Origin of the sequence: Thermococcus sp., from assembly GCF_027023865.1 — an archaeon.
Lineage (GTDB): Archaea > Methanobacteriota_B > Thermococci > Thermococcales > Thermococcaceae > Thermococcus.
Genome location: NZ_JALVUC010000023.1, coordinates 1 through 25,294, shown reverse-complemented (window position 1 = coordinate 25,294; position 25,294 = coordinate 1). Strand labels below are relative to the sequence as shown.

General features: G+C 50.5%; 39 protein-coding genes. 1 reads left to right on the top strand and 38 read right to left on the bottom strand.

The window, feature by feature from the left end:
• From MV421_RS09420 to MV421_RS09390, 7 genes are all read right to left on the bottom strand, one after another.
• Positions 1 to 373, bottom strand: a 373-nt coding sequence (locus tag MV421_RS09420) for a methyltransferase (protein WP_297518258.1), incomplete at its 3' end; no start/stop codon positions are given.
• Between the two features lie 56 nt (positions 374 to 429).
• On the bottom strand, positions 430 to 696 hold the full coding sequence (locus MV421_RS09415; RefSeq protein WP_297503561.1) for a hypothetical protein: 267 nt from the start codon (positions 694 to 696) through the stop codon (positions 430 to 432).
• A 31-nt stretch (positions 697 to 727) separates the two neighbouring features.
• The gene (locus MV421_RS09410) at positions 728 to 1,045 is read right to left on the bottom strand and encodes a hypothetical protein (protein WP_297503559.1); all 318 of its coding nucleotides are present in this window, start codon (positions 1,043 to 1,045) and stop codon (positions 728 to 730) included.
• A gap of 342 nt (positions 1,046 to 1,387) precedes the next feature.
• Entirely contained in the window at positions 1,388 to 1,666 is a 279-nt protein-coding gene (locus tag MV421_RS09405) for a hypothetical protein (protein WP_297503557.1), read from the bottom strand.
• A gap of 45 nt (positions 1,667 to 1,711) precedes the next feature.
• Positions 1,712 to 2,662 carry a hypothetical protein gene (locus tag MV421_RS09400; protein ID WP_297503555.1) on the bottom strand — a complete coding sequence of 317 codons (951 nt, stop codon included), beginning with the start codon at positions 2,660 to 2,662 and terminating at the stop codon, positions 1,712 to 1,714.
• 531 nt (positions 2,663 to 3,193) lie between these two features.
• On the bottom strand, positions 3,194 to 4,198 hold the full coding sequence (locus MV421_RS09395) for an RNA-guided pseudouridylation complex pseudouridine synthase subunit Cbf5 (RefSeq protein WP_297503584.1): 1,005 nt from the start codon (positions 4,196 to 4,198) through the stop codon (positions 3,194 to 3,196).
• Positions 4,199 to 4,255: 57 nt separating this feature from the next.
• Positions 4,256 to 4,960 carry an SDR family oxidoreductase gene (locus tag MV421_RS09390; RefSeq protein ID WP_297518261.1) on the bottom strand — a complete coding sequence of 235 codons (705 nt, stop codon included), beginning with the start codon at positions 4,958 to 4,960 and terminating at the stop codon, positions 4,256 to 4,258.
• Positions 4,961 to 5,071: 111 nt separating this feature from the next.
• On the opposite strand from MV421_RS09390, the gene MV421_RS09385 reads away from it, so the two are divergent.
• Positions 5,072 to 8,002 (top strand): hypothetical protein, encoded by a 2,931-nt coding sequence (locus MV421_RS09385; protein WP_297518255.1) that lies wholly within the window; start codon positions 5,072 to 5,074, stop codon positions 8,000 to 8,002.
• A gap of 98 nt (positions 8,003 to 8,100) precedes the next feature.
• On the opposite strand, the gene MV421_RS09380 is transcribed toward MV421_RS09385, so the two are convergent.
• The 31 genes from MV421_RS09380 to MV421_RS09230 all read right to left on the bottom strand — a co-directional run bounded on the left by MV421_RS09380 (position 8,101) and on the right by MV421_RS09230 (position 24,484).
• Positions 8,101 to 8,352, bottom strand: a complete 252-nt coding sequence (locus MV421_RS09380; RefSeq protein WP_297419382.1) for a 50S ribosomal protein L14e — start codon at positions 8,350 to 8,352, stop codon at positions 8,101 to 8,103.
• Between the two features lie 32 nt (positions 8,353 to 8,384).
• Entirely contained in the window at positions 8,385 to 8,945 is a 561-nt protein-coding gene (gene cmk, locus MV421_RS09375; RefSeq protein ID WP_297419385.1) for a (d)CMP kinase, read from the bottom strand.
• A gap of 12 nt (positions 8,946 to 8,957) precedes the next feature.
• Complete coding sequence (locus MV421_RS09370) at positions 8,958 to 9,230, bottom strand: 50S ribosomal protein L34e (RefSeq protein WP_297419389.1); 273 nt, start codon at positions 9,228 to 9,230, stop codon at positions 8,958 to 8,960.
• Between the two features lie 41 nt (positions 9,231 to 9,271).
• Positions 9,272 to 9,799 (bottom strand): EMC3/TMCO1 family protein, encoded by a 528-nt coding sequence (locus tag MV421_RS09365; protein ID WP_297419392.1) that lies wholly within the window; start codon positions 9,797 to 9,799, stop codon positions 9,272 to 9,274.
• A complete protein-coding gene (locus tag MV421_RS09360) occupies positions 9,792 to 10,382 on the bottom strand; it encodes an adenylate kinase (RefSeq protein ID WP_297419395.1) in 591 nt (196 codons plus the stop codon). Before MV421_RS09360 ends, MV421_RS09365 begins: the two co-directional genes overlap by 8 nt.
• 70 nt (positions 10,383 to 10,452) lie before the next feature.
• A complete protein-coding gene (gene secY, locus MV421_RS09355) occupies positions 10,453 to 11,901 on the bottom strand; it encodes a preprotein translocase subunit SecY (RefSeq protein WP_297419398.1) in 1,449 nt (482 codons plus the stop codon).
• A gap of 34 nt (positions 11,902 to 11,935) precedes the next feature.
• Positions 11,936 to 12,382 (bottom strand): uL15 family ribosomal protein, encoded by a 447-nt coding sequence (locus MV421_RS09350; RefSeq protein ID WP_297419401.1) that lies wholly within the window; start codon positions 12,380 to 12,382, stop codon positions 11,936 to 11,938.
• A gap of 11 nt (positions 12,383 to 12,393) precedes the next feature.
• Positions 12,394 to 12,861 carry a 50S ribosomal protein L30 gene (locus tag MV421_RS09345; protein WP_297419403.1) on the bottom strand — a complete coding sequence of 156 codons (468 nt, stop codon included), beginning with the start codon at positions 12,859 to 12,861 and terminating at the stop codon, positions 12,394 to 12,396.
• Between the two features lie 11 nt (positions 12,862 to 12,872).
• Positions 12,873 to 13,580: a 30S ribosomal protein S5 gene (gene rpsE, locus MV421_RS09340; RefSeq protein ID WP_297419406.1), complete on the bottom strand. Its 708-nt coding sequence runs from the start codon at positions 13,578 to 13,580 to the stop codon at positions 12,873 to 12,875.
• The gene (locus MV421_RS09335) at positions 13,577 to 14,182 is read right to left on the bottom strand and encodes a 50S ribosomal protein L18 (RefSeq protein ID WP_297419409.1); all 606 of its coding nucleotides are present in this window, start codon (positions 14,180 to 14,182) and stop codon (positions 13,577 to 13,579) included. The genes rpsE and MV421_RS09335 overlap by 4 nt, the downstream gene beginning before the upstream one ends.
• Before the next feature lie 10 nt (positions 14,183 to 14,192).
• Complete coding sequence (locus MV421_RS09330; protein WP_297419413.1) at positions 14,193 to 14,639, bottom strand: 50S ribosomal protein L19e; 447 nt, start codon at positions 14,637 to 14,639, stop codon at positions 14,193 to 14,195.
• Positions 14,640 to 14,649: 10 nt separating this feature from the next.
• On the bottom strand, positions 14,650 to 15,030 hold the full coding sequence (locus MV421_RS09325; protein WP_297419416.1) for a 50S ribosomal protein L32e: 381 nt from the start codon (positions 15,028 to 15,030) through the stop codon (positions 14,650 to 14,652).
• A 10-nt stretch (positions 15,031 to 15,040) separates the two neighbouring features.
• Entirely contained in the window at positions 15,041 to 15,595 is a 555-nt protein-coding gene (locus MV421_RS09320; RefSeq protein WP_297518252.1) for a 50S ribosomal protein L6, read from the bottom strand.
• Positions 15,596 to 15,608: 13 nt separating this feature from the next.
• Entirely contained in the window at positions 15,609 to 16,001 is a 393-nt protein-coding gene (locus MV421_RS09315) for a 30S ribosomal protein S8 (protein ID WP_297419421.1), read from the bottom strand.
• Between the two features lie 11 nt (positions 16,002 to 16,012).
• On the bottom strand, positions 16,013 to 16,183 hold the full coding sequence (locus tag MV421_RS09310; RefSeq protein WP_088857499.1) for a 30S ribosomal protein S14: 171 nt from the start codon (positions 16,181 to 16,183) through the stop codon (positions 16,013 to 16,015).
• 1 nt (position 16,184) lies between these two features.
• Positions 16,185 to 16,736: a 50S ribosomal protein L5 gene (locus tag MV421_RS09305; protein WP_297419424.1), complete on the bottom strand. Its 552-nt coding sequence runs from the start codon at positions 16,734 to 16,736 to the stop codon at positions 16,185 to 16,187.
• An 11-nt stretch (positions 16,737 to 16,747) separates the two neighbouring features.
• Positions 16,748 to 17,479 carry a 30S ribosomal protein S4e gene (locus tag MV421_RS09300; protein ID WP_297419426.1) on the bottom strand — a complete coding sequence of 244 codons (732 nt, stop codon included), beginning with the start codon at positions 17,477 to 17,479 and terminating at the stop codon, positions 16,748 to 16,750.
• Positions 17,479 to 17,844 (bottom strand): 50S ribosomal protein L24, encoded by a 366-nt coding sequence (rplX, locus tag MV421_RS09295; protein ID WP_297419428.1) that lies wholly within the window; start codon positions 17,842 to 17,844, stop codon positions 17,479 to 17,481. The genes MV421_RS09300 and rplX overlap by 1 nt, the downstream gene beginning before the upstream one ends.
• A gap of 10 nt (positions 17,845 to 17,854) precedes the next feature.
• Positions 17,855 to 18,280 (bottom strand): 50S ribosomal protein L14, encoded by a 426-nt coding sequence (locus MV421_RS09290; RefSeq protein ID WP_297419431.1) that lies wholly within the window; start codon positions 18,278 to 18,280, stop codon positions 17,855 to 17,857.
• A gap of 5 nt (positions 18,281 to 18,285) precedes the next feature.
• Positions 18,286 to 18,621 carry a 30S ribosomal protein S17 gene (locus MV421_RS09285; RefSeq protein ID WP_297419433.1) on the bottom strand — a complete coding sequence of 112 codons (336 nt, stop codon included), beginning with the start codon at positions 18,619 to 18,621 and terminating at the stop codon, positions 18,286 to 18,288.
• Complete coding sequence (locus MV421_RS09280) at positions 18,618 to 18,995, bottom strand: ribonuclease P protein component 1 (RefSeq protein ID WP_297419435.1); 378 nt, start codon at positions 18,993 to 18,995, stop codon at positions 18,618 to 18,620. The genes MV421_RS09285 and MV421_RS09280 overlap by 4 nt, the downstream gene beginning before the upstream one ends.
• Positions 18,881 to 19,147: a stress response translation initiation inhibitor YciH gene (gene yciH, locus MV421_RS09275; protein ID WP_297419463.1), complete on the bottom strand. Its 267-nt coding sequence runs from the start codon at positions 19,145 to 19,147 to the stop codon at positions 18,881 to 18,883. The genes MV421_RS09280 and yciH overlap by 115 nt, the downstream gene beginning before the upstream one ends.
• A gap of 36 nt (positions 19,148 to 19,183) precedes the next feature.
• Positions 19,184 to 19,384, bottom strand: coding sequence for a 50S ribosomal protein L29 (rpmC, locus tag MV421_RS09270; protein ID WP_297419437.1), 201 nt, complete (start codon positions 19,382 to 19,384; stop codon positions 19,184 to 19,186).
• Entirely contained in the window at positions 19,371 to 20,000 is a 630-nt protein-coding gene (locus tag MV421_RS09265; RefSeq protein ID WP_297419440.1) for a 30S ribosomal protein S3, read from the bottom strand. Before MV421_RS09265 ends, rpmC begins: the two co-directional genes overlap by 14 nt.
• A 4-nt stretch (positions 20,001 to 20,004) precedes the next feature.
• Positions 20,005 to 20,475, bottom strand: coding sequence for a 50S ribosomal protein L22 (gene rplV, locus MV421_RS09260; protein ID WP_297419444.1), 471 nt, complete (start codon positions 20,473 to 20,475; stop codon positions 20,005 to 20,007).
• A gap of 10 nt (positions 20,476 to 20,485) precedes the next feature.
• Positions 20,486 to 20,887, bottom strand: a complete 402-nt coding sequence (locus MV421_RS09255; protein WP_297419466.1) for a 30S ribosomal protein S19 — start codon at positions 20,885 to 20,887, stop codon at positions 20,486 to 20,488.
• Between the two features lie 5 nt (positions 20,888 to 20,892).
• Positions 20,893 to 21,612 carry a 50S ribosomal protein L2 gene (locus MV421_RS09250; RefSeq protein ID WP_297419447.1) on the bottom strand — a complete coding sequence of 240 codons (720 nt, stop codon included), beginning with the start codon at positions 21,610 to 21,612 and terminating at the stop codon, positions 20,893 to 20,895.
• 11 nt (positions 21,613 to 21,623) lie between these two features.
• Positions 21,624 to 21,884: a 50S ribosomal protein L23 gene (locus MV421_RS09245; protein ID WP_297503282.1), complete on the bottom strand. Its 261-nt coding sequence runs from the start codon at positions 21,882 to 21,884 to the stop codon at positions 21,624 to 21,626.
• 6 nt (positions 21,885 to 21,890) lie between these two features.
• A complete protein-coding gene (rpl4p, locus tag MV421_RS09240; protein WP_297419454.1) occupies positions 21,891 to 22,658 on the bottom strand; it encodes a 50S ribosomal protein L4 in 768 nt (255 codons plus the stop codon).
• 10 nt (positions 22,659 to 22,668) lie between these two features.
• On the bottom strand, positions 22,669 to 23,712 hold the full coding sequence (locus MV421_RS09235) for a 50S ribosomal protein L3 (protein WP_297419456.1): 1,044 nt from the start codon (positions 23,710 to 23,712) through the stop codon (positions 22,669 to 22,671).
• A 1-nt stretch (position 23,713) separates the two neighbouring features.
• The gene (locus MV421_RS09230) at positions 23,714 to 24,484 is read right to left on the bottom strand and encodes a putative RNA uridine N3 methyltransferase (RefSeq protein WP_297419460.1); all 771 of its coding nucleotides are present in this window, start codon (positions 24,482 to 24,484) and stop codon (positions 23,714 to 23,716) included.
• Positions 24,485 to 25,294: the final 810 nt, after the last annotated feature.

Genomic DNA, 25,294 nt, shown 5'->3' with positions numbered 1-25,294 from the left:
TGGTATCGAATTTTTCGCCCCTAACCGGCCCGTAGAGGCTCCCCCATCTAACCTCGGCGTTTCTAACGCCGTTGATTTTTAAATTTTTCCTCGCGATTTTGACAGCGCGCCTGTTGACGTCGGTCATCACCACGTAGTTCACAAAACGGGACGCGACGATGCCGATGGCACCGTAGCCGCACCCCAGATCCAGGACGCGCCAGCTATCATCGAGCACCATGCTCTCTATGAGCAGTTCCGTTCCGCGGTCGAGCTTCCCGAAGGAGAAGACCCCGCTGGCGGTTATAAACTTGAAACAATAACCTCTGATGCAGAACTCTATAGTCTTCATCTTCAGCGGGACGTTGGGCTCTTCGGAGTAATAGTGGCTCATGGTCGGGGGTAAGGGGAGGGGTTTATAAAGATGGGGGAAGGAGTTGGTCTACAGGGCTAACGCCACTTAAAGCCAATAAGCACCGTCACTATAACCACTGCCAGCCATATCCATCCAACTGCGCCCACGTACGTGGAAGAGCCACCAGTACGGGCTTCCCAGGTCATGAGGCCCAAGAGGATCATGAAGACCGCCATCTCCAGCTGAACTATCCACGAGATTCTGCTCCTGCCTGCAAGGGAATCCCTGAACGCAAAAAGTAAAAGGAGATAAAGTGCCCCCCCAAGTATCCCCGCGTAGGCTCCGTACTCTATCCATAGCATAAGTTTTCACCCCTCATTTGACTTTAAGATTTTACTTTTTGCTTAGCGGGATCAGTGCCCAGACGAATAGCGCGAAGAGCAGCAGTCCGGTTAAGTTCTCTTTGCTCGCGGTCCCGTGGTAAATAGAGCCCACAATGGTCAGGACGATTAGGAGGGTGACGAACGAGGCGAACTTTCTGGAATCCTTGAGCTCGCCCAGGTGGTCAACGAAGAGGAAGGCCATTAGCGTTACGGGAACAATGCTCAGTATAAAAAGAACCGCCCTCCAGAGTGGAGTGGTCAAGTAAAAACCCGCCACCTCGAGAATCGCGTAGAGAACAAGGCCAAGAAGGCCGAGTGCCGGCCTCACGTCACCACCCCCTCCTGTGTCTGTACCAGATACGTAGAGGAACTGTCCCAAGACTCAATATTAGTGAAGTTATAGGGGCACCTACTGCAGGTATCCTTCGATTCATAGCTTGCCATAAAAATGCATAACCCATAAAAACAAAGAAAAAAATGGGGACCGACCTTAATAACTCCTCCTCGGTTATCTTATCCAAATCTATCACCTTGTACAGTTTTTACACTGAGGAATTTAAAGACCTAACGCGCACTCTACGAGACATGAAACTACAATGATACCAAAACATCCGGCACATGCTATTGCTGTAACCTTTGTCGGGTCCATAGCTGCTATCCATCACATATCTCATCTTCTCAAGAGGGTTGATAACTGCAGAAAAAGAAGTAATAAAACTCCTAAAAGGCTTAGGTACTTAATCCAGCTTCCCCAGATTGAGAGAACAGATGAAAAGAGGGCTACACTACCGCATAGTACTAATTCCTCCTCACATTCAGATTTCAAACAGGGAAAGTACAGCAATGTGGATAAAACCCCCACAAAAATTGGGAGGACATCTACCTTATAAACACCATAAACTAGGGCTAAAATAGTAAAAGGAAGTGGTATAAGGTGCTTCAATTTCATGCTTGGTCACCCCAATCCGTTTGTAGTGTAAAAAGAAATAAAAAGTTACAGACAGCTTGCTGCAGCTGCACAACTAGCTATACCTAATAGTGTCGCTGCACAGGCAAAGCACCCTGCTGCTCCGGTACCTAAGCACAGCAGACAGGTCCAGGCGGTAAAAATAGTAGCGCATGCCGGGATACATGTTACAACCTGAGCACAGAGCGGGCATGTCCCCAATGCTCCAAATCCAAGGCCTGCAATGCTGCCGAGGCAGGATATTATAGATGATATACAACCCCATGAGAAATCCATTGACACTGACATTCCCATTGCTTTTTCTTGGTTGTATTCTGGTAACTTCAACTTCACAAGATGTGATAAGTGTCTTAGCTCGCGAGCGCTCCTGCCCCAAATCCAAGCGGTCTCGTCATGCCTCCTAAGATTCATGAGGACCCTGTTGAGAGTCCAGTAATACTGCGAGAGGGTAAGGTTGTTTTTGATAATAACAGCATCCTCAACGGGCACAACCCTGTCCTCATCCTTCGGAGCAATGTTCATCCCGGTCAGGTAAGCTCTGTACTCGCCACTCTTAGGGTCAGTAAAGATTCTTGTGACGAGAGTGAAGTTGTACTGGCTCCTCTCGGCGCGATAAACGAGCGCGTACATTGTGTAATTAAACGTGCTGTTGTAGAAGTTCAGTCTAAAGAACAGCAACTGTTCATGCTTCTTACTCATATTGTAAAGGGTAACTATTGAAACGTTAACTTTTGGAGTCGCGTTGGACTTGTGGAGCGGACAGCCCTTCGTCAGGTTAGTAAAGTTCACAACCTTATTAATCCACGTAACGTTCATCTGGAGCCTGCCCTTCTCATCATACCAGGCAACAACGGCCCTGCGGAAGGTAACGCTGGTGTTGTTTGTGCTCATTGCCATAGCTTGGGGAGCGGCTATCAACTGCAGGCTCAACACCATGGCAACGAGGAAAACCCCGAACGCAGTCCTCCTCCAGTTCATGACCACCACCCAACCAGTTGGTCACTCTTGATAATACGTGAAACTATATAAGCTTTTTCTTTTACAAGTTGAATTAACTAACGTTTTTTTTTTCGTAGGATTTTCAATTTTCAACCGTATCAAAACGACGAGAATGAGTCAAAAGAGGCCAGAGTAAAAGAGCGAACAAAAGGATACAAACGATCGTTTTATGCAATAAAAGTTTCGGGCGTGGGCGTCAGCCCCCCAGTAACCTTTGCTCACGCAAAGCTTGACCAAGAAACTGTTCTTGGGAAAAGTTTCATCAAAAAGCTCAAACAGTTTAGATGGGGGAGTTTGAGTCGTGCACGCTAAAAGCTAATGGTTTTGGAAATGGGTTTGTACTGAAATCTTAACGGTTTTACAGAGTTTCATCCTCTAAACGGCGTCATTCGGACGCCGTTTTAAAAGTAAGACACTTACCAAAAAGCAAAGTTGAGAACAAACCCACTAAAAAACTAAAAATCAAAACAGCACCCAACCTTCCGCCGGCGCTTGCATCAGCAAGGGCCGCTACCAGAGCCTCGGATACCACTCCCTCGGCATGAACACCTTGTCCACATCAACGGCTATACCCTTGCTCCTCTTCATCATGTCCCCACTGCCCATCTTGGCCTTTCCAAGGGCGATAAGCTCATCTTTGAGACTCATCACGGCGACCAGATCCCCAGGCTTTATCCGCCTGTTTAACTTAACTATCCCCGGAATCGCCAAATCCGCGCCGTAGGTAACCGCCGAAACGGCGGAATCCCTAATCCACACCTTGGGCAGGTGCTCAACGGCTTTCTCCATCGGCTGTATCGCCCTCCTGAAGTACTCCTCGATGCCGCCATCCTTCCAGAAGTGGTAGTAGTCGACGAGGTCGTGAAGCGTCACGAGAGTCTCGTCCTCTTTGAAGGGACCGCTCCTCGTTCTCCTCAGCTCGGCCATGTGAGCGCCAACGCCAAGGGCCAGGCCTATGTGATGGATAAGCGAGCGGATGTAGGTCCCTGCCTCGACGCCCACCCTGAACAGAACGTCCCTGCCGTCTATCTCGAGCACCTCGATGTAGTAGACTTTTCTGGTCCTCAATCTTCTCTTCACCGCACTCCTGAGCGGGGGCCTCTGGATTATCTCGCCCTCGAACTCCCTCATAACCGCGCGGATTCTGTCCTCTGGAACGTCGCCGTGGAGGTGCATCAACGCGACGTACTCTTTACCGGCCGGGAGGAGCGCCTGAACAACTCTGGTTGCCCTCTCAAGCGCGACCGGGAGGATTCCGCTGACCTTAGGGTCAAGGGTTCCGCCGTGGCCGGCTTTGTTGAGGTTGAAGAGCCTCTTTATCCACGCAACGACCTCGTGACTCGTAGGACCGGGCGGCTTGTCAAGGTTAATTATGCCAAACTGTATGTGCATCTCCAGGGGCCTTTCCTCCGGTGGAAAGCCCCACTTGGGGTTGGTCTCCGCCCTATCGTCTTTAACCAAAACTTCACGCTTTATATCTGCAGGTAAAATCCTCCTAACCTCATCCCTCGCCATGAGCATCACCCGGTGAGCGTTATCGCACTAAGTTTAATCTCCCCCTTATAAACCCGACTAATACCTAAAGCGGTACGTAAAGACCGGCCAGTTCGGGAGGTACTTGAGGAGTTTCAGGTAACCCGGAACAAAGACCTCGCGCCTGCCCCGCTCGATACCTTCAAGAATTGCTCCGGCCACCGCTGCGGGTTCTATTGAGCCCTTTGGGTATGGAACCCCGTTTCTGGTGAAGAAACCTGTTTTGACCTGCTTGGGATAAACGCGCACAACGTTGATCCCCCTCCCCTCAAGCTCCCGCTCGAGGTTTACCGCGAGGTAGTGAAGGGCGCCCTTGGCGGCGCAGTAGGATGGGAGCTCGGGGACGTTGATAAAGGCGACGCCGCTGATTATGAACACTACGGTCGAACCCTTTGGGAGCACTGGGAGGAGCATCCTCGTGAGCTCCACGGGCGCGAGGGTGTTTACCCTGAACAGGTTCTCCAGCTCCTCCCTTGAGTGCTCAAGAAGGGGCTTTCTCACCGCGAGGCCGGCGTTGTTTATGAGGAGGTCAACCCTTTCCACACCCAGCCTCTCAAGCTCCTCCAAAATCGTGCCTGGAAAGTCCTCTTTGCTCAGGTCAGCGATTATGTACTCAAAGGCAGGCAGTTTTTCCTGAAGTTCACGGAGCTTTTCTCCGTTTCTGGCCACCCCAACAATGCGGTAGCCCCTCCCGACGAGACCCTCAACAAGAAGCCTTCCGATGCCGCCAGTTGCACCTGTTATAAGTGCAGTTTTTCATTTGATCACCTCACATTATTCTAGTTGTCAATGTTTAAATATTCTGCAAAGATTGACAAAAAGTATTTAACCTTACACTTACTAGTATAAACCGATATGATGTTAAGATACGTACCCACAGGAAAAGAGCAACAAATATTACACCAGCTAAAGGAAGGAAACCCTGTTATGATACTTGGATTGCCAAGTAGTGGTAAGAGCACTTTGGCGCGATACATAGCTATGAAAATGGCAAGAGAAGGATATCTACCTATAATCTTATCTCCCCAACATTACTCTGTCCAACCCCAATTAAAAAGGATTGTTGATGAACGGGGAAATTCATTTTACATACCATTAGTTCCAATCAAGATGATCTCTGAGAGCGAAAGGTCTCTTTTCTTGCAGGTTGTAGAAGTTGCTAGTTCTCAAGGAATTCTAGAAAAAATTATGGATAGTATCTCCAATGTTTCAGATATAGAAGAATACGTCAACACAGTTGGCAATTCAATAAAAAGTCTGTTAGAGATAATCGGGGTAAAAGATGTGAATCTTCAGAATATCTCACTCAAGCTAAAGTCAATTATTGAGAAGGAATCATTTGACAAAATCCGGGATATAACTCAGTCCATAGTAATTGGAATGACAATCTTCGAGGGGATATCCACAATAGGGAACATATGGAAGACAAGTAAAGAAATATATAATTTATATAAGGGCTCAAAAGTAAAATCTAAAGCTTCACAATTCGTGTTCTTGATTGATGATTATATGGACTACTCTCCATCCGAACGAAATACGCTATCTAAGCTCCTTAGTGAGCTATCTGATTTGGGAAGTAATGTAATTATAGTGGACAGAATCTCCATAGAAAAGTTAGCAAATGACGGAAAACGATTCATTCTAAATCCGTCTGAGTATGTAAGAAGCATTCTTAATGAGCACACTTTAATTGAAAGTTCGGAACAAGTCATATTCATCGGTCCAATTAGAGATAGCAAGAAATTCTTAGATATTATTCACTCAAATGGAATTGATATAGATCTAGAATATGGCGAGAAATTAAAAGCACTTACTTTGGGACTCCCCGGTTTTGCTGTTATGCTTGCAGAAGTCTCCGCTAATCTCAAAGTAAATATTGATGATCTCCTTGGTAACCTTCCTCAAGAAGATCGAGTGTATTACCCCTTAGATGTTGCATCTAAAAACCAGAACCAAATTATATATAATCTCAAGGGGTTGATTAAGTCAAATGAGTTCATATATAAAGAGCTTAGTAAGAAAAACAAACTAATAATACCCCTTTTGCTAACTCCTCTTGAAAAATCAATCCTGGAACTATTAGGAAGAAGAGTTTATGGGGATCAGAGTGAAAATAAATTAACAGATCTTATATTCAGCGAGGACGTTGTATATCTTACCGGCTATGTATATGTTGGTTCACTAAATGATCCGGATAAACAAATTGTTGATGAGATATACGATCTAACTGAGCTATATTCTCATCTGAGAACGTTCATACCGTATCTCATAAGGAATGATGCCATAAGAAGAGAGATTTCAAGGTTTGTAAATCTTATGCTAGAGGCCATAAATAGTACTTCAGAATACTCAGAGAACGGACTAATTAGTATTCTCAAAATTCTTGAATTAGTAGATAAGCATGATCTTAAAGTTGCATTCACATTAATAATAAATGCAGGAATCCGAGTAGCCAATAGCCAGTCTCCAATCACGTATGAAGTTACAATTGCCATATTCAATATACTCTCGAAAATAGGAGGGGCCTCTGCCCTAACTCAAGAAGATAAATTAAGATTATTGGCATTTTTATGGCAATATAGCGATAGTTCAGCTTTGAATCCCTATGTGATTGATGAAGTAGACTTTGAAATCTCCACTATTTTAAGAGAACTCACCAAAGAGTTACCCGATAATAACCTAGTGAGGTTTCTTACAATAGCTACAGAGTTAAATATCATAAGAAAGAATGTCTACAACCCATTTTTAAAGGAAGATATGCACGTACTAGGAAGAGAAATAGAGCAAGTCATGGATAGCATAGAAATCTTAGGAGAGACCTGGTTTGGCAAATATGCTAAGATGGAGCTGCATCTCAAGCTAGGAGAGATATTTACCTTTGCACCTATACCATTAACCAAAAAAGCTACTAAAGAGAATATACACTTTTTGAAGAACGCTGAAAAACTTTTAAATGAACTAGAGACCAATTTTGAACTTGTACAGAACGACAAAGATGTTAACGCTCTCTTTAGCACTGTTTTCGTCCAATATAATAAAGAAGACAGACAAAAAAGAATAAAACAATTGCTTGAATTGAGGATCTTTGGTAGCTTTAGACTAACTTATTATACCCTTACATTTGCTTTCCTGTTTCTAGGAAATATCGAAAAGGCAAAAGAATACGTATCTCTAGCTTTAGAATATTCGGAGAAAGAGTTTAACGCGTCTGGAAAGAGGGTATTCAACCGGATATTAGTGTGTGATCTTTCCATGAGAATAAATGTGATAAAAAATGGTTTAAACTATGAAAGTGTAAAAGAATTCATAGAATTCGCTCCAATAATTAGAGAATATGTGTTAATGTTACCTCCAGAGAACGCGATGACGCTAATTGCCGAGATAATTTTTGTCAAGTATTACTCGGATAGGATACTAAAACTTAACATTGAAATGCCCAAAAGCGTTGTAAATTCTATAAAAGAGCTAGAATCAATCCTAAGAGAATCATTTTCTCCTGTATACAATGAGATACATATTTTATTAGACATACTAGAGGGAAAATACAAAGAAGCTTATCTTCACATTATAAATTCAGTCCCAGTAAGTCAACACGACTTTCAAATAGTCTTGGAGTTTATTGCTGCATCAATGGTAATAGACAAAATTGAAGATTTAATGATAGGAATTTATCTACAAGTCACATATCCAGATCTTGCCGTTATCATATATGAGGCGATAAAGGAGTATAAAAAAATGACAAAATTCTCCGCGCCATCCTTCTTGAGAATATCTTCGAGAAGGTGAAACATGATAAAATCGATAGAGACTCTATAATTAAAATGTTCTTCTTAACGTATTGACAATGTAAACCAAAAAGAGAATCAAAGAGAAGACAAAAGGCCTCACTCAAGGCTGATTCCAGCCTGTTCAAGGGCGGCCTTAACGGCCTCATCATCGGTGCCGCGCTCAATGTTCACCTTCTCAGGAAGGGGCTCGAGGTGCTTAACGTTCATCCTCCTGCGCTTGACCTTGTTGAGGCCAGCGCCGGTAACGAGGACAAAGTTCCTGTCGACGACGTCAACGACGACGACCTTCTGACCGGCCCTCCTTCCGGCGATAACGACGGCAAGCCTTCCGACTTCCATAGCTGGCATTCATACCACCTCCATCTTTTTCTTGCCCGGGTTCAACCCGACCCCGCGTCACCGTCGGGGTACAGGTGGTCGATGGCGGCCTTCACAATCGCGAAGACCCCCTCCGGATTCCAATGGGCTGTGTTGATGATTAAATCATAAATCGACTTGTCGTCGATGTCAATCCCGTAGAGGTTTAAATATCTTTTCCTGTTGCCCTTCTCACGCTCGGCAATCTGAACGAAGGCCTCCTCGATGGAGATGCCCTCCCTACGGGCAACCCTCTTCGCGCGCTCCATTATGGGCGCGTCAAGCCATATTCTAAGGTCAGCCTCCTTGACCATCCAGCCGGCAAGGCGACCCTCAATAACGACGTTACACTCATTGGCTGCCTCAATTTGCCTCCTATCAACCTCACGATCCACCTCGGGGTGAAGCTCCGCGTACTCCTGAAACTCCTGCAGGGTCATCCCCGTCTCCTTCGCCATCTGACGGAAGATTAAACCCGCATAGATGTGCTTGAAGTTGTAGTGCTTGGCGAGGTTCCGGCAGAGGGTTGTGGTCCCCGAACCGGCCAAGCCGCTGACCGTTATAACGAGGCAGCCCCTTGGCATTGGAACACACCTTCATATGGCAATGCCGGCCCTGATCTGGGCCTTCATGACCTTCCTCATGCAACTCGGGCATAGGTTCGGGTAGGGCCTCTCCGGCCTCTTGGCAGTCTTCGGGAGCTTCCTGAGCTGGCTCGGTCTTCCGCGTGGGGTGCCGTTGAGCGGCCTTCCGCACATGGCACAGTGGGCAACCTTAGGTTTCTCTCTCTCAAAGTGTATGACCGTCCTTCCGCTCGGAGTGCGAACGTACTTCCTCTTCCATGACCTTGACCTGTACATCGGCTTCATGCTCTCACCTCGGCTTTCCTTTAAAGGGAGCATTTTTAAATTTAACTCATATCGAGGAGTTTTCTAAGGATATAACCGACGGCCATTGAGGTAAGCATGTACCATCCAAGGTAGCCCAGCTCGTTTGCTGGAAGGGCCGAATGGTACATCTTGTGGAACCAGTCAAAGAGGAAGAAGTTGAAGGGGGATTTGACTATGCCCACCTCAACGTACCATCTCTTGAGCCATCCCCAGAATATCCAAAAGATGGGGAGGGTGAGCAGGGAAACCTTGAGCATGCTATCCTTCATTACCTCGCTCTGGAGCTTCATAAGCTCCATTTGTTCTTGCTGAAGCTTTTTGAGCTTCTTCTCATCCTTTGCTTTTTGGGCCTCACGGTACTTCTTCTGAAACTCCTTGCTTTTCTTTTGAAGGAGTTTCGCCTTCTCCTGGTCAACAAAGAAGTAGTTCAAAAGGGTGAATAAAGCACCGAGTATTATGCCCGCTATTGTAATGACCACTATCGGGCTGTACGCCTGTATGAGTGGCCCAAATATGCCGTCAAGGAAACTGTATATTCCCTCAAACATACTCTCCCACCGCCAGATCAAGTACTCCAACAAGCTCATTAACGGCCTCCTCAAGGCCCTTATCCTCGTGGTTCTCAATTATCTTAACAAGGGCCCGTGAATGCATTGCGTAGCTAACCGCAGCCGCACGGTTCAGATCCTGGTGCCTCTGTATCTGCTCCTCCGTTTCAACGTCCCTGTCACGTTTCAGATCGCGGAGACGCCTACCGAGTATCTCACTTGGAGTGGCTTCAATTATGACTATGAAGTTCGGGTTTATGACCTCAATAACCTCCCTGGGGAAGCCAAGCAGGTAGCCGACTGGGGTTCTTATGGTCGCATGAGTGTCTATGAGCACTGGTTCACTCTGAGACATCTCAACGATTCTCCTCGCAGCTTTTATCTGGAGTTCCTTCTGGACGCCAGGGTTAAGCTTCCTCATCTCATCCCTGTGCTTAACTAAGCCTGCCTTAACTGCTTCCTCGAACATTAGATCGCCGAAGTTCACCAGCCTGAACTTGACCCGGGCTTTTTTGAGGGAGAGTTTTGTGATAGTGCTCTTACCGACCCCGGGAATACCAGTTATCATGACGACAAACGGCATCACGCTCACCCAGGAAGGCTTCTGGAGGAAGTAAACGGACGGGTTTAAAAGGTTTTGTAAAAAAAGGAAATCACTTGCTGAAGAACTTCCTCAACGCTGGGAACATCTCTGTCGCCTGCTCCCTTGCTATCTCCTCGTAGAACCTGTAGAGTATGCCCACCGTAAGGAGGATTCCAGTTCCCGTTCCAAGAGCCCCCAGGAAGTCTGCGAGCACTGCAACTATTGCCAGGGTGAACGAACCCCAGAACGTAACGTAGGGAATGTACCTGTTGAGCACCCTCTCCAGTATCCTTGGATCCCTCCTGAATCCAGGTATCTGCAGTCCAGCATTCTGAAGCTGTTTCGCTATACTCTTGGCATCAAGGCCCGTCAGCTCAACCCATAGGAACCCGAATATCAACGCCCATACGATTGTCATGAGGGCATAAACCAATGCCCTACCCGGGTCGGCCATGACGTGGTAGATATCCATCGGTGGGTAGAGGTAGGTGACAAGACCGCTTACCGGATTTCCATGTTGATCGAACGTCCCGAGCCATGTGTAGCCGTAGTTGTTGAGGAGTCTCGCCCATAGCTGAACATTGGCGTAGAGGGCCAACGTAAGGATTATCGGTATGTTGCTGACGTACATAAACCTTATCGGGTACCTGCCACGGACCGTAACGCGGCCATAGCTGAGGGGTATCTCGACGCGCATGCTCTCGAGGTACACTACGATGAGGAAGACTATTATCGTCGCGGTGAGGTCTAACATATCTGGCAGGGGCCCCCTGTATATCGCCCCCGTTAGGTCGCCGTGAATGAGATGCTGTATGAACGCAGGGATGGCACCAACAATAGCGGGTCCACCCGTTAGGGGATCGATGTATTGATTGGTGGTGAAGGGATTGAGGGACTTGACGATGACCTGCTGAGAGACGCCGGCGGCAATGAAGAGGCTGATACCACTCCCAATACCCCACTTACTCACAAGTTCATCGAGGAGGATTAACATGGTGGAAGCGAAGCCGAGCTGGAGTATTATGAGTATCCCCAGACCTATTCCAATGAAGACGGCACCCTCCGGAGTGGTGATAGTCTGAAAGGAGCCGATGCCCGTGTCCACCCTACCAAATGCCCCGGCGAAGACGTATATGGCCGCTTCAAAGAAGCTCATGAAGACCGCAAAGAGCTTCTGAGTGGCCTGGTAAAACCTTCTGTCCTCGGGATTTGAGAGATCAAGGTGAACAATTTCAGAACCGACGAGAAGTTGCATGATTATACTCGCGGTAACAATTGGACCGATACCCAGGGTCAGAAGGGAACCGTTTCTCCCGGCAAGGACAAACCTTAGTGTGGCAAAGTAGTCTTGGATGTTCTTCGGCATCCCATAAATGGGAATCTCTGCGAGCACAAAGTACAATAGCAGAACGATCCCGGTCCACATGAACTTCTCCTTGAGGGGAACGTGCCGCTTGGGCCTCTCAACCTCAGGGAAGTACCTTTCTATGGCATAGATCATGTCCCTTGTCTTCCCCATGATTAACACCCACCAAAAGTTAAATTAAAAGGAATCAGGCGAGGAGAACCTCGCCGCTAATGGCCTTAATCTTCTCCTCAGCCTTGGGGGTGACGTAGTAAGCCTTGACCACGAGTGGCTTGGTTAGCTTTCCTGAGCCGAGAACCTTGTCAACTCCTAGCTGTGTGGTATCAACGATTATCCTTCCATCTTCTTCGTAGGCAATGCCCGCATCGAGGAATAGCTGGAGGTTCTCGTCGATGTCGCTGAGGTTGATAACGTTCGGGGTGTACTGAACTGCCTTGGGTCTGTGGAAGCCGCGCTTGCCAAGGTGGTCAGGGGCGTACCTGATGATCCATGTCCACTTGGTGTTCTTCCTCTTTCCGGTTCCTGCCATTCCCTTACCTCCCTTGCTTCCGCCGCCACGATGCTTCTTCTTGCAGCCCCATCCGTGAGTGTGACTCCCGCGGAGCTTTCTAACCTTCCTCTTTCTCCTTATCATCTCTCGCCACCTCACAGCATTCTCTCAATGAGTCCGTTTATCTCATCGCCGCGGTAGCCGAGTGCTCCACCCTCTTTAAAGCTGTGCTTCTTGGTTCCCCTGAGGCCGCCCCTCGGCGGGTGGAGCCTGAAGACAGGTTTAAAGTTGGGAAGGTCTGTGAGCTTCATCTCGCCGTTGACGACCTTCTCAGCAAACTCGTCAATGGTCATTCCAAGCTTCTCCTTGATGTAATCCTCGGTTACCGGTCTGTTTCCAATGAGCCTGCCACGCTTCTTTATAAGCTCTGCAAGGGTCTCCTTGTTAATTTCGCCCCAAGTTATGTAGTCCTTGACCTTCTGAACCATCCCCTCGTAGCTCGGGGTGTCATCGACAAGGACGAGATGGTTTATCCTATGAAGGCGGAGCATGGCAAGGGTATCCCTCACTTCCCCCTTCGCCCTTATCCCGCTCCTAAGCCTAATGAGCGCTAACTTGACCATCTCCTCTCACCTCACTCAACCTGGAAGTCTGTCGGCATCTCCCTGCCAACGACTATGCCGTAGCGCTCGATGTCCTCAGGCTTAACCGCAACGCTGTTGGTGTTGTAGAGCGCGTTGAAGACCGCCCTGGCGAAGTTAACGGTGGTCCTGGTCTCACCGAGGGTCTGAGACCAGACATCCTGGACACCTGCTAGGCTGAGTATCTTCTTGCCGACGTCACCAATGACCAGTCCAAGGCCACGAGGCCCGGGCATGAGCTTGACGCGGACGCTTCCCTCCTTGCCTTCAACGGCGAAGGGAATCGAGTGCGGCCTCCTGCATCTGCACTCCCATGAACCGCAACCGCGCTTGATCTCGATGATGTCCATCTTGGCGTAGTTGATGGCTTTCCTGATGGCTATTCCAACCTCCTTACCGTGGCCGATTCCAAGGCCGACATAGCCGTCCCTGTTGCCAACTGCCGCGAGAACCCTGAAGCGGATCCTCCTACCACTGTCGGTCATCCTGACGGTTAATGCGATGTCGAGCACTTCCTGATTCTCCCTCATGTTGACCTCCGGAAGGAGGACGTCGACGATCTCAGGCTCCTTTATCTGGTAACCCTTCCTGAATATCTCGTGAATGTCAGTTATCTGACCCTCCTTGACGAGTATGCCGAGCTTGGTCCTCGGCTCCCACTCCTCAAGAACGCGCTGGGCCATCTCTCTCGGGTCGCTCATTCTCTCGCCCCCTCAAACTTCTCGATTATCCTGGCCTTAACCTCTTCAAAGTGCTCGGGGAGTTTCTCGGGCTCAAGACCCCTGACGAGGTATCCACCAAACTGCTTCCTGTAGAGGCTCTCGTCCTCTTCCTTAAGGGTCTTGGCGTAGTTCGCCACGTGCTCGCCATTTATCCTGTAGTCCTCCGGGTATATCTCCTCACTGTGCGGGACGTTTAGGCCAGCGTCAACGGCACCCTTGAGAACCGCGAAGATGCTCGAACCTCTGATCGGTGGGTGAATGCCTATGTCGAGGATGACTTCCCCGATGCCAGCATTCTTGGCCTTGTATCCTATGAGGAGACCGAGCAGGTAAGCAGACGGTGTGTTGCCGCCATGGCCCTTCCAGCCGAAATCCCTCATGAGCTCCCTTGTATGGGCTGAAACGATCGTCCTGTCACCTTTAGGATCGTAAACGACTATCTGAGCTACGTGGTGGTTGAGGGTCTTCCTCACGACAAGCCTAGGCTTGCCAGACTTGAGGAGGGCGAGCCTCTTATGATAGTTAGTCTTACCCTCTCTCCTCCTTCTGAACGGAACCCTATACCTCGGTCCGTGTGCCATCTCTCTCACCTCACTCCTTCAAGATGTCGTGCTCCTGTATGAACATGTAGAGCTGCCTCTTGTTTTTGAACTGGCCGCCCTTGGCCCTGATGTAGAGCTTCCTGTAGGTGTGCTCGTCGAGCTTGCCATCGGCCTTGAGCGTTCTCAATTCCTTTCTGAGGGCTCTTATGGTCATCATCCAGCGCTCCTTCTTGCCCATCCTTGCGGTCTTCTTGCCTTTCTTGCTTCCGGGGCCCCTGTGACGGCCCTTCTTCCTGGCCTCCTGAAAGATCCTTGCCCTTGCCCTGCTCTGGCCTTTGATGGGCTTCTTCTTTATGACGCCATCGTTGATGAGCCTTTTGATGTCCTCCCTAGTTATCGCGGCGGCCACGTCATCTATCTTCTCGGGGTCTATCCAGACCCTGTTCTCACCACATTTCAAAAGGTCAGCGGCAATCCTTCTCTGCATTTTGAGCATGAGTCTCACCTCACGGGTTGAGTACCTTCACTCCAAGCTCCTTGGCCTTGGCGAGCATGGCTTCTCTCTTCCTCGCGCCGACAGTTCTGGCTATCCTAGCCGCCTGCCTGTTCGGGTCGATGGTCTCTATCTCCCCCACGTTGTGGACGAGAACCTCCTCGTAGCCGCTTGGGTGAAGACCGCGGACGGCCTTGGGGGAACTCCAACCGATGCTCGGGGAGCGGGCCTTCCCCTTCTTCTTGAGTCTCATCTTGCTGTCGATTCCCTTTGGCCTGCGCCACTTCGGGTTGTTCTTGAATTTAGGATAGCGCCACCACTCCTGACGAAGGAACCTCGGTTTCTTCCTCTTGATCCTGGCCCGTATCCTAAGGAGTCTCGCCTTCTCGTTCATTTCTCACACCTCAGAACTTTATTGGCTTGCCAGCCTTCTCAACGATGTAAACTCCATCCTGAAAGACACGCCTGTCCCACTTGGTTATCCTGGTGGATTGCTCGATGTTCGCGGCGGTTTGACCGACTGCCTCTCTGTCTATGCCCTCAACGATGACTTCCTGACCCATGACTCTAACGGTAACTCCAGGGAGTATCTTGGCCCTCCTCGGGTTCTTCTCACCGAGAAAGTTCTCCACAAGCACTGTATCTCCCTGAACTTTTATGGTCATGGGGAAGTGACTGTAGACGGCCTTGAGCTTATAGGTGAAGCCCTCAGTGACACCTTTTACCATGTTGGCTATGTGGGCCTTGAAGGTTCTGGCTATGGCTATGTCTTTTTTCCTCGGGAACTCCTTGAAAACAACGACCCTGCCGTCCACTGTGGATATCCTAATCCCTGGATAGCTGAACTCCCTCTCAAGCTCGCCCTTGGGACCCTTGACCCTGACGGTGTTTCCCTCAACGGTGACCTCGACTCCCTCTGGAATCTCAACCTCTTCCCTTACCCACGCGTCTATCGGCATCTCTCTCACCTCGCTAATATACGTAGGCTATCAATCTGCCGCCGATTCCCTTCTCGATTGCCTCTTTGTGGGTCATGACACCCTGGGAGGTCGAGACTATGAGGATACCGAACTCGAAAGCCGGAAGAAACCTTTTCTCCCAGGTCTCGTACTCCCTAGCTTTAACTGGGAAGCGTGGCTTTATTGCCCCAGCCTTGTTTATCTTGCCTATGAGCTGCACCCTGTAGATGCCGGCCCTTCCGTCGTCAATGAATTCGAACTCGCCTATATAACCGTTCTCCTGCATAACCCTGAGGACATCTCCCATGAGCTTTGAGGCCGGCTTGAGGTAGACCTCGTTCTTTCCGACCCTCTCGCTGTTGGTTATGTGGGAGAGAGCGTTCGCCAGCGGATCAAGCAAAGTCATCTCCTCTCACCTCACTCGTACTTCTTAAAGCCCAGCTTGGGGGCTATCTCTCTAAAGCAGTGCCTGCAGAGCATTAGGCCATGAATCCTGATCACCGGCCCGTACTGGCCACAGCGCATGCACCTTCTCGCGCCCTTCCCGAACTTCCTAGGCTTCCTCTTGTTGTAGTCAGCCTTCGCCATCTCACAATCCCTCCATCTGGATTTTGAACTCTTCCATAGCGAAGACGATACCCTCTTCCTTGGTCAACTTATGTTTGGTTGGAAGTTTCTTCCTCTGCATCTTCCTCTTGGCAACGCGATAGCCTGGTCTCTCAAGGGTGACACAGACGTCCATACCAAAGATGCCTATCTCAGGGTCGTACTCGACGCCAGGTATGTTGATGTGCTCCCGGATTCCAAAGCAGAAGTTGCCGTGCTCGTCAAAGTTGCTTACCTTAAGCTTCCTGTCAACTGCCTCCAAAAGCCTGTCAAGCATCTGCCTAGCCTTCTCACCGCGGAGGGTGACCTTAACGGCTATTGGCTCACCGCGTCTTATCCCGAAATCTCTATTGGTCTGCTTGGCCCTCCTCCTTATCGGCTTCTGCCCGGCGAGTTGCTCGAGCATGGTCTCGGCTTTAGTAAGCCTCTCACCACTCTCGCCGACGCCGATGTTTATGGTGAGCTTAGCTATCCTAGGCCTCCTCATCGGGTGAGCTTCCCAGTCAGCGAGTATGGTCTCTCTGTTGATCTGCATCTCATCTCACCTCACGGAAGGGAAATCTCCGGCTTCTCCTTTCCAACGACGAAGGCGTACTCCTTCAGGGTGTCGAAGAGCTCGCCGTTCTCGTCCTCGATGGTGACGACGTCCGGCCATCCCATTGGGAACTGCCTGACTTCAACGACCTTGCCCTTCCTCGCGACGTTCTTACCCTGTGTAACGAAGACGTAGGAACCGACCTCGAATGGGAGAACCTCTATGACCTCCCTCTCCGGAATCTTCATGAGGACGGTGTAGGCGGTCATGTATTTGTCCTTTTCATCCATGGTGACGAGGTGGTTACTTCCGTCGTGGAGGTTGAGCTGAACCTTCGCGCTCTTGACCATTCTCTTGTTGCTTATCCTAAGCGGCTTTATCCCGGCTTCCTTCTCTGTTATCGGGTGGAGTATGAGCTTGCCTATCCTGTTCGGAAGGACTCTGTAGTGCTCACCGGTCTCGGGGATGGATATGACGTCCATTATACCGACCGGGAACTTGTAGTCCTTCCTAACGCGGCCGTCAACGAGAACCTTACCCTCATTGAGTATCCTCCTCGCCTCGCGGGCGGTCTTCGCATAGCCAAGGTAGTCCCTGACTATGTAGAGCAGAGGTATTGAGGTCTTCATGCTGTGCGGCCCAGTCCTTGGCCTGACCGCCCATTTGTATTCCTTCCTATGGATGTACCACTGATTCGGAGCGGCAAGTCTCTTAAGGTGTCTCTTGGCTCCCTTCCGCGCCATCAGCCAGCCCTCCTCTTAATTATCTTTTCTCTCTTCTCATCGTCGAGGTTGAGATCAACTATCATAACGTTCGACGGGTGAACAGGATAGTAAACCTCGGTGCCATCGGTCTTCTTGTGGGTAACGCCCTCTATGTGAATCTCATACCCATTAAGGTCAATCTCCATGACCTTGCCTTCCTTGCCCTTGAAGTCGCCGCGCATGATCTTGACCTTATCACCAACCCTGATGGGCATGCTCCTTGTTCCGTACTTGCTCCTAAGTTCGGAACTTAGGGTGGCGGCCATTATCTTACCCCTAAGATGAAGGGGAGCGTTGTGGAGGAACTTCCTCTGCTTCCTCGGTTGTTTCGTATCGAGTTTCATAATTCTCACCTCACAACACTATGCTCGCTATGCTACCGAGCCTGACCCATCTCTCGGCAGCCTCCCTGGCTATGGCACCCCTGATCTCGGTACCCCTCGGGACGCCCTCTGGGGTGACTATGGCTGCAGCATTGTCCTCGAACTTAACGCGCATGCCGTCGAGCCTTCTGTACTCCTTCCTCTGCCTGACGACAACGGCCCTGACGACTTGGTGCCTGATGTCCGGCCTTCCCTTCTTGACGGCAGCTATGACCATGTCGCCAACGCCGGCCGAAGCGAGCCTTCTCCTAGTGCCCTTGTATCCAACGACACCAATTATCTGAATGACCTTGGCGCCGCTGTTGTCGGCGACCTTGAGGTAAGCGCCAACTGGCAGTGCCCTCGTAGGCCTGACTGGGCTTATTCCCCTAGTTGCTCCAGCACCCTTCTTCGCCATTTATATCACCTCTCGCCGGCCCTCTTGGTGATGGCAACGACGACCCAACTCTTGGTCTTGCTTATCGGTCTGGTCTCCGCGATGAGGACGCGGTCGCCAACTTTGGCGTCAATGCACTCCGGGTTATGGGCATGAACCTTGCTCCTCCTAAGTTCATACCTCTCATACTTCTTGAGGTAGTGGTAATACTGTCTCTCGACGACGATGGTCTTCTTCCCCTTGTCGCTGACGACTACTCCCTCAAAGTACCTGCCGTGGATCTTGAGGTGTCCATGCCAGGGACAGTGGGGATCGTCACATTTCTCAGCGGGAGGCTGAACCTTCAATCCAATCTCTCTCATTTTCTCCACCTCTTCTTCAGTCTCATCTCGGGTCTTCCAATCAGCTCTTTTCCGTTGATTCGGATCCTTTTATCGCCAACCTCAAACTCAAGGTAAACCACGTCCTTCAGGATAACCCACACCCTCTCACCGCCGATGGTGAGGGTGTTCCTCGTCTCGTCAAGGACGTAGCCCTCGATGCCAACCAGCCCTGGATGGGATGCCCTTATAATCTTTGCTTTCAGCCCTATGAGTTCGTGCCAGACGATGTTCTTCGCCGTCACTCGACCTCCACGAGTTCCTCGGAAAACCCAAGTTCTCCAAGCAACTTCTTGATCCTGTCCCGGTGATCGCCTTGGAGTTCTATTCTTCCTTTCTTTACGGTTCCGCCACATGCCAGCTTCGCCTTCAGTTTCTTTGCTATCTCATCTAGGTCGAACTCTTTTTCGTCTATTCCCTCGATTATTGTTTTCAGCTTTCCGTAGCGGGCCTTCTCTATGTAGACCCGTATCCTCTGCTGCTCCTTCAGGACCTCCTTAAAGAGCATCTCATCCAGAGGGTTAACAATCCTTGGCACCGAACCTCACCTTTTCTCCCTAAGCTTCTCCTTCTTTATGGTAAGCAGGCGCGCGATATCGCGCCTGAGGTCACGGATGACCATGGGGTTCTCAACTGAGGCCCCCATGGTGAGCACTCCTTTCTCCTTGGCAAGCTCAAGCCTAAGCTCCTTGAGCTTCTTCTCCATCTCATCGAGGCCCATCTCTCTAATCTCACTCGGCTTCATTGGCGTTCACCTCTTCCTGAACCTTGTCGATGACCTCTATCTCGTCCGGGAGCTTGACGTCAGGCGGCATGATCGAGACTTTGACACCAATGACACCGAGCTTGAGCCTAGCCTGGGCATAGCCCCTGCTGACGAGGGTCTCGGCGGGGTTTCCGACCTTGGCGAGGTAGCCCTGGTAGAACCTGACGCTCTTGGCCCTCTCACCGGTGAGCTTTCCACTAAGCCTTATCTCTACACCCCTGGCACCGTTCCTCATGATGGCCCTTATGGCGGAGTAGGCCGCCCTCCTGAAGTGGATGCCCCTCTCGAGGGCCTGGGCGAGCCTGACGGCCTGGACCTTGGCGTTGAGGTAGGGGTTCTTTATCTCCTCGACCTCTATCTGAGGATTCTCAAGGTTAAACTCCCTCTCAAGGGTTCTCGTGAGTTCCCTTATTCTCCTCCCACCTCTGCCTATAACGTAGCCTGGGCTTGCGGCAAAGATGACGACCTTGGTTCCGAGTGGGGTCTTCTTTATGTCAAGGCCGCCGTAGCCGGCTCTCCTAAGCTCCTTCTCGAGGTACTCATCGATGAGCATCTCCTTAACATTTTCCCTGATGAAGTATCTCTCGATTGCCAAAGTCTCACCTCCTAATCTCCTCGACGACTATCTCTATATGAGTAGTCTGCTCGTTGAAAGGTGTCGCCCTTCCAAAGGCCTTCGGAATGTAACCCCTTAAAACAGGTCCGCTGTGGGTTGCCGCGTGGACTATCTTAAGCCTGTCCGCATCGAGGCCCTTCTGCTCGGCGTTGTTCTTGGCGTTCAAAAGAACCTTCTTGACGGCCTTGGCAACCTTGACCGGGTAGCGGCCTGGACCGAAACCTCTGCCCGGCTTGTGGCCCTGACTGTCGTAGTGCTTCTTGAGTGGAACCGGCCTCCTCAAAGCAATGACGTCGTCGAGGTAGCGAAGGGCGTCGTTGAGCATCATGCCCCTGATCTCCCTGAGCAGCTCGACGCTGTGCTTGGGGGACATGCGAAGGTCCCTCCCGCTCGCCCTTGCCATTCTCTCGGGGTCAAAATTTTGAAATGAGTAGGAAAACCTGCCCTTGCTCATCTACACCACCTCACTTTACAGCAACGAACATCGATGACCTGGTAGCACCAACACCAGGTGACCCGTGCTGGACTATCTTCCTCGTGAGTGCGAACTCGCCGAGGTAGTGACCTACCATCTCTTCCTTGACCTCTATCGGAACGAACTCCTTCCCGTTGTAGATGTGGATGGTGATACCAACCATCTCCGGAAGGACAACCATGTCCCTGCTGTGGGTCCTTATCGGCTTCTTATACTTGCCCTTCTTGGCGAGCCTTATCTTCCTGAGTAGCTTCTTCTGCTCCGGGGAAAGACCGCGCTTGAGGCTCCTCCTCTGCCTGCTTGGAAGGAGCTTGGCAAACTCCTCGAGTGACATGTTGAGCAGTTCCTCGAAGGTGTAACCCCTGTACTTAAACTCCTTTTTTCTCGCCATCTTCATCACTTCCTCCTACCAGTTCTTCTCGCGGCTATGTGGCCGACCTTCCTTCCCGGCGGGGCGCTCCTCGAAACGGTTGAAGGCCTTCCAATGTGATGCTCCTTACCACCGTGCGGGTGATTAACGGCGTTCATCTTAACACCTCTCGGCTTCGGCCAGAACCTGTTGCGAGCCTTGGCTATGTAGTAAGCCTTTCCTGCCTTGATGAGGGGTTTCTCAAGCCTGCCCCCGCCAGCAACCACACCGATGGTGGCCCTGCAGGTTGGCTTGAACTGCCTGAGTTCACCGCTCGGGAGTTGAACTATGACCTTGTCTTTCTCCTTGCCAACGACGAGAGCGTAGGCACCGCCCGCTCTAACATACTTTCCTCCGTCACCTGGAACTCCCTCGATGTCGTAGACATAGCTTCCCTCCGGTATCAATGCAAGCGGGAGGGTGTTGCCGATCTTGATCGGAGCGTTCGGCCCTATCGAGATCTCCTCACCGACGAGGATTCCCTCTGGGGCTATGATGAGCTTCTCGGTGCCGTTCTCGAACTTAACGCGGGCTACCGGGGCGGTTCTTCCCGGGTCGTGGAGTATCTCAACGACCTTTCCAACCAGGGTCTTCTCCTTGGTAAGATTGAGCGGAACGTACTTGACGGCACCCCTGTACCTATGGGACGGCGCCCTAAAGGTCGTGGTTCCCTTACCTCTCCTCTGCTGAATCAAACTCTTCCCCATCTCATCTCACCTCAGAACAATCCTATCCTGGCAGCAACCTCACTTGCGCTGTACTCGGGCTTGAGCTTCACGTAGGCCTTTTTCTCTCCCCACATGGTGATGAGGATGTTGACCTTCTCAACCTTAACCTCGAACATCTCTTCCACGGTTCTCTTGATGTCCTGCTTGGTAGCCCTCTTATCTACTATGAAGGTGAGCTTGTTCTCGTTCTCGATAATGGCCACGGCCTTCTCCGTGACAACCGGCCTTACGATAACCTTGTATGGGTCCATCTCTCATCACCCGTAGATCTCCCTAAGCTTCTCTATGGCCCCCTTCGTCCAGAGAGTAAGCCTTCCGGGGTGGGTACCCGGAGCGAGCAGTTCAACACCAAGGTTCTCAACCGTTACCACATCAACACCTGGGTGGTTCCTAGCTCCTTGGACGATGCCCTCGTTCTTTGCAACGACAACGAGTGGCCCCTTGGCCTTCTTGTAGCGCCTTCCGCGCATCTTGCCCTTTCCAGCGCGGATCTTGGTGTTCCTCTTGGCTCTCTCGATGTCCTCCCAGACGCCGAGCTTCTTGAATATCTCCCTGGTCTGGGCGGTCTTGAAGATTTTTTCAAGGTCGTCGGTGACTATGATTGGCACCTGCGGGACATTGTCAACGACATGGCCTCTCCCCTTAACGAGGTCGTAGTTAGCGGTTGCCGCTATGGCGCTCATGATGGCAAGCCTGCGTTCCTTCTTGTTAATATCCTCCCAGATTATCTTCTCGACCTTCGGCGGGTGAGTTCTCCTTCCACCAACTGCGAATGGAACGAACGCTGCGAACCTCGGTGAGGTCTTTATCCTCTCAACCCTCGCCATACCATGGCCCTTTCCGATGTTCTCGGTGACCCTTCTCTTGCCAGCGTAGGGACTCCTTCCTTGGGGCTGTATCCTGTGGGTCCACGAAGCGATGACTGCTCTCTTAATAAGATCGGGCCTGTAAGGAGTGCTGAAGACCTTGGGAAGTTCGATCTCCTCAACAGCCTCGCCTTCGAGATTGAAAACCTTAACCTTCATCTATCTCACCTCACTGCTTGGACTCCCTACTGACGTAGGTTATCTGCGGCCTCTCAACGGGCGGTCTCTTCTTTGGTGCCCTTATGGCCGGCCTGACCCTGACGATCCTCTTGAAGGAACCAGGAACGGTCCCCTGTATCATGAGGAAGTCGCTCCTTATGACTCCGTAGTGCGGGAAGCCACCCTTCGGGGTTATCTCAACCTCGTGCTTCTCGTCGAGCTTGAGCTTACCGTTCTCACCTATCGCTATGAGCCTCTTGTTGAACTCGGTCCTGCGGTGGAAGCCCACCTGGCCGGCCAGTGGAATTGTCCACATGACCCTAGTCGGGTGCCACGGACCGAGGTTACCGATGTGCCTGGCCTTTCCGGCGCGCTGAGCCTTGTGGAACTGTATCTTGACGCCCCATCTCTTGACCGGACCTTGGGTTCCCTTACCCTTGGTGACGGCTATGACATCGAGAAGTTCGCCCTCATGGAGAACCTCGCTCACACGAAGCTCCTTGCCTATCTTCTCCTTGGCGTAGGAGAACTTGGTCCTGACATCATTCCCGCCGATGGCGTACTCCATAACCTCGGGCTTCTTCTTGAGCTTGATGAGCCACGGCTGAGTGTGGACGAGAAGGCGGACATCAACTATCTCACCGTCATTGGCGAGGTCCTCAAGCTGACCGAGCTTGGCTTTGAAGGCCTCCTCGTTATAGTCCTTCGGCAGAGGCTTTATGCGTCTCTTGACGTGGTCGTTGAGGTCGTGGAACCAGACCTCTGTGGCGGTCTCGAGACCGAGGTAACCCTGCTTGTAAGCCCGGATGCCGTAGACGAAGAGCGGTGGAACCTCCACTATAGTAACTGGCATGAAGACCTCCTTGCCCTTCGTAAGCCCCGGTCTGTTGTCTATCATGAGGACGTGGGTCATACCGGCCTTGTAACCGGCGAAGCCCAGCATCCTAACCTCAGTGTCCTGCGGCCACCTCTTGATTCTTGGGACTATACTCTTAGCCCTCTTTCTTGGGGAGTAAGCCAGTGAACCTCTCCTTGGCCTGTGTATTTTTCCCATCTCAATCCCTCCTTATGAGATTAAACACAGCGAGTGTGGCCAGCACGGCCTCCTCGGTGCGGACTGTGGCCGTCCGCTGATTTGGAATGGTGTTGAGGATTAGATCAAAGTTATAATCCTCCTCGCCGAGGAGCTCGATCACGCCCTTCCTCGGTGAGCCAAAGACGAATCCGACCTCCCCCTCCAGCGGGGGAAGCTTCACCTCTCGAACGTCGCGACCCTTGCGCGAGGTCGCGATGACCAAATCCAGCCTGGCCTTTTTAAGTGTTTTCGCCAGAGGCTTCTTTGTGAGATGGACTCTGTAGCCCCAGTATTCAGTGGGTTTCGCGGGTATCACTTTGAGCGGCCTTACCGAGATGATTCTGAACGTTGCACGTCCTTCAATGTCCCCATCAACCGTCGCGGGGTCGTCGAGGCCGATATCCGCATAGATCCTGCGTCCCTTCCGAAAGGCAAAACCCTCACGGATTTCGCCGATCTTTGGTTTTTCCTTGAGCTTATGGTGAGGTGTTCTGAGCGGCGGGATGACGCCGACGTATTTGAGCTCCGGCATGAGCGGGAACAGCCGTTTGCGGAGGTACTGGGGTGCTTCCGCATATTCAAGGACCGTTTTGATGAACCTACCATCCCCACCGCCGGCCCTGTAAACCCAGATGTGTTCGACGCCGAATATTGAGCAGGCCCTGGCTATCTGGCCGATCTTGTAGGTTCTAATCTTTGGGTCGTCACTCTCTTCGAGGAGTGAATCTGGAATGAAGACATGCCAGGCCATTTTTTCGTCATCCTTCGCTGTGGTCACTTCAACGCTGAAGTGGGGTCTATGCAGGATATTTAAAAGGCTTTCGAACTCTGCAACCCTTTTTTGAGTTGGAAGGCATGCAATTTTTTTGCAATCAGCTCTTACTTGCGCAAGCGCTGGCGGAAAGTGATAAACTGCTTCTTAAGCCCTCTTTAACGCGGGTTTCAATCATTGGGATTTAGTTTCTAAGGGAGAACATCTTCAGGGGGGTCACTTTTAAATGGGTTTACTTCAAAAAGACGCCCGAAGGGCGTCGAAGGAAGAGTAAACCCTCACAAAACGAGCACATCATACCATGTTCTCCGTTAAGTTTGGGATATCTAAGGAAACCCAATGTTGTAATCCTCCCCTTGTCTGAGGGAGAATTATTTGATGAAACTTTTCCCAAGAACAGTTTCTTGGTCAAGCTTTGCGTGAGCAAAGGTTACTGGGGGGCTGACGCCCACGCCCGAAACTTTTATTGCATAAAACGATCGTTTGTATCCTTTTGTTCGCTCTTTTACTCTGGCCTCTTTTGACTCATTCTCGTCGTTTTGATACGGTTAGAAATTGGAAACTCTATGAAAAAGTTATTAGATACAACTAGTAAAAAGAAAGATTTATATAGTTTCAGGTGCTACCAAAAGTGATCGGCTGGTCAGGTGATGGCTATGAACTGGAGGAGGACCGCGTTTGGAGTTTTCCTCGTTGCCATGGTGTTAAGTCTGCAGTTGATTGCGGCTCCGTAGACCATGGCAATGAGCACGAACAGCACGAGCATAACCTTCCGCAGGGCTGTCGTTG

Bases quoted from the DNA above. Each gene is read 5' to 3' on its own strand.
- MV421_RS09415 (WP_297503561.1), bottom strand. From the start codon at position 696: ATGCTATGGATAGAGTACGGAGCCTACGCGGGGATACTTGGGGGGGCA.
- MV421_RS09405 (WP_297503557.1), bottom strand. From the start codon at position 1,666: ATGAAATTGAAGCACCTTATACCACTTCCTTTTACTATTTTAGCCCTA.
- MV421_RS09400 (WP_297503555.1), bottom strand. From the start codon at position 2,662: ATGAACTGGAGGAGGACTGCGTTCGGGGTTTTCCTCGTTGCCATGGTG.
- MV421_RS09395 (WP_297503584.1), bottom strand. From the start codon at position 4,198: ATGGCGAGGGATGAGGTTAGGAGGATTTTACCTGCAGATATAAAGCGT.
- MV421_RS09385 (WP_297518255.1), top strand. From the start codon at position 5,072: ATGATGTTAAGATACGTACCCACAGGAAAAGAGCAACAAATATTACAC.
- MV421_RS09380 (WP_297419382.1), bottom strand. From the start codon at position 8,352: ATGCCAGCTATGGAAGTCGGAAGGCTTGCCGTCGTTATCGCCGGAAGG.
- cmk (WP_297419385.1), bottom strand. From the start codon at position 8,945: ATGCCAAGGGGCTGCCTCGTTATAACGGTCAGCGGCTTGGCCGGTTCG.
- MV421_RS09370 (WP_297419389.1), bottom strand. From the start codon at position 9,230: ATGAAGCCGATGTACAGGTCAAGGTCATGGAAGAGGAAGTACGTTCGC.
- MV421_RS09365 (WP_297419392.1), bottom strand. From the start codon at position 9,799: ATGTTTGAGGGAATATACAGTTTCCTTGACGGCATATTTGGGCCACTC.
- MV421_RS09360 (WP_297419395.1), bottom strand. From the start codon at position 10,382: ATGCCGTTTGTCGTCATGATAACTGGTATTCCCGGGGTCGGTAAGAGC.
- secY (WP_297419398.1), bottom strand. From the start codon at position 11,901: ATGGGGAAGACAAGGGACATGATCTATGCCATAGAAAGGTACTTCCCT.
- MV421_RS09350 (WP_297419401.1), bottom strand. From the start codon at position 12,382: ATGATAAGGAGAAAGAGGAAGGTTAGAAAGCTCCGCGGGAGTCACACT.
- MV421_RS09345 (WP_297419403.1), bottom strand. From the start codon at position 12,861: ATGGTCAAGTTAGCGCTCATTAGGCTTAGGAGCGGGATAAGGGCGAAG.
- rpsE (WP_297419406.1), bottom strand. From the start codon at position 13,580: ATGAGCGACCCGAGAGAGATGGCCCAGCGCGTTCTTGAGGAGTGGGAG.
- MV421_RS09335 (WP_297419409.1), bottom strand. From the start codon at position 14,182: ATGGCACACGGACCGAGGTATAGGGTTCCGTTCAGAAGGAGGAGAGAG.
- MV421_RS09330 (WP_297419413.1), bottom strand. From the start codon at position 14,639: ATGCTCAAAATGCAGAGAAGGATTGCCGCTGACCTTTTGAAATGTGGT.
- MV421_RS09325 (WP_297419416.1), bottom strand. From the start codon at position 15,030: ATGAACGAGAAGGCGAGACTCCTTAGGATACGGGCCAGGATCAAGAGG.
- MV421_RS09320 (WP_297518252.1), bottom strand. From the start codon at position 15,595: ATGCCGATAGACGCGTGGGTAAGGGAAGAGGTTGAGATTCCAGAGGGA.
- MV421_RS09315 (WP_297419421.1), bottom strand. From the start codon at position 16,001: ATGACTTTGCTTGATCCGCTGGCGAACGCTCTCTCCCACATAACCAAC.
- MV421_RS09310 (WP_088857499.1), bottom strand. From the start codon at position 16,183: ATGGCGAAGGCTGACTACAACAAGAGGAAGCCTAGGAAGTTCGGGAAG.
- MV421_RS09305 (WP_297419424.1), bottom strand. From the start codon at position 16,736: ATGCAGATCAACAGAGAGACCATACTCGCTGACTGGGAAGCTCACCCG.
- MV421_RS09300 (WP_297419426.1), bottom strand. From the start codon at position 17,479: ATGGCGCGGAAGGGAGCCAAGAGACACCTTAAGAGACTTGCCGCTCCG.
- rplX (WP_297419428.1), bottom strand. From the start codon at position 17,844: ATGAAACTCGATACGAAACAACCGAGGAAGCAGAGGAAGTTCCTCCAC.
- MV421_RS09290 (WP_297419431.1), bottom strand. From the start codon at position 18,280: ATGGCGAAGAAGGGTGCTGGAGCAACTAGGGGAATAAGCCCAGTCAGG.
- MV421_RS09285 (WP_297419433.1), bottom strand. From the start codon at position 18,621: ATGAGAGAGATTGGATTGAAGGTTCAGCCTCCCGCTGAGAAATGTGAC.
- MV421_RS09280 (WP_297419435.1), bottom strand. From the start codon at position 18,995: ATGTGGCGGAACCGTAAAGAAAGGAAGAATAGAACTCCAAGGCGATCA.
- yciH (WP_297419463.1), bottom strand. From the start codon at position 19,147: ATGCTCTTTAAGGAGGTCCTGAAGGAGCAGCAGAGGATACGGGTCTAC.
- rpmC (WP_297419437.1), bottom strand. From the start codon at position 19,384: ATGAAGCCGAGTGAGATTAGAGAGATGGGCCTCGATGAGATGGAGAAG.
- rplV (WP_297419444.1), bottom strand. From the start codon at position 20,475: ATGAGCAAGGGCAGGTTTTCCTACTCATTTCAAAATTTTGACCCCGAG.
- MV421_RS09255 (WP_297419466.1), bottom strand. From the start codon at position 20,887: ATGGCGAGAAAAAAGGAGTTTAAGTACAGGGGTTACACCTTCGAGGAA.
- MV421_RS09250 (WP_297419447.1), bottom strand. From the start codon at position 21,612: ATGGGGAAGAGTTTGATTCAGCAGAGGAGAGGTAAGGGAACCACGACC.
- MV421_RS09245 (WP_297503282.1), bottom strand. From the start codon at position 21,884: ATGGACCCATACAAGGTTATCGTAAGGCCGGTTGTCACGGAGAAGGCC.
- rpl4p (WP_297419454.1), bottom strand. From the start codon at position 22,658: ATGAAGGTTAAGGTTTTCAATCTCGAAGGCGAGGCTGTTGAGGAGATC.
- MV421_RS09235 (WP_297419456.1), bottom strand. From the start codon at position 23,712: ATGGGAAAAATACACAGGCCAAGGAGAGGTTCACTGGCTTACTCCCCA.
- MV421_RS09230 (WP_297419460.1), bottom strand. From the start codon at position 24,484: ATGGCCTGGCATGTCTTCATTCCAGATTCACTCCTCGAAGAGAGTGAC.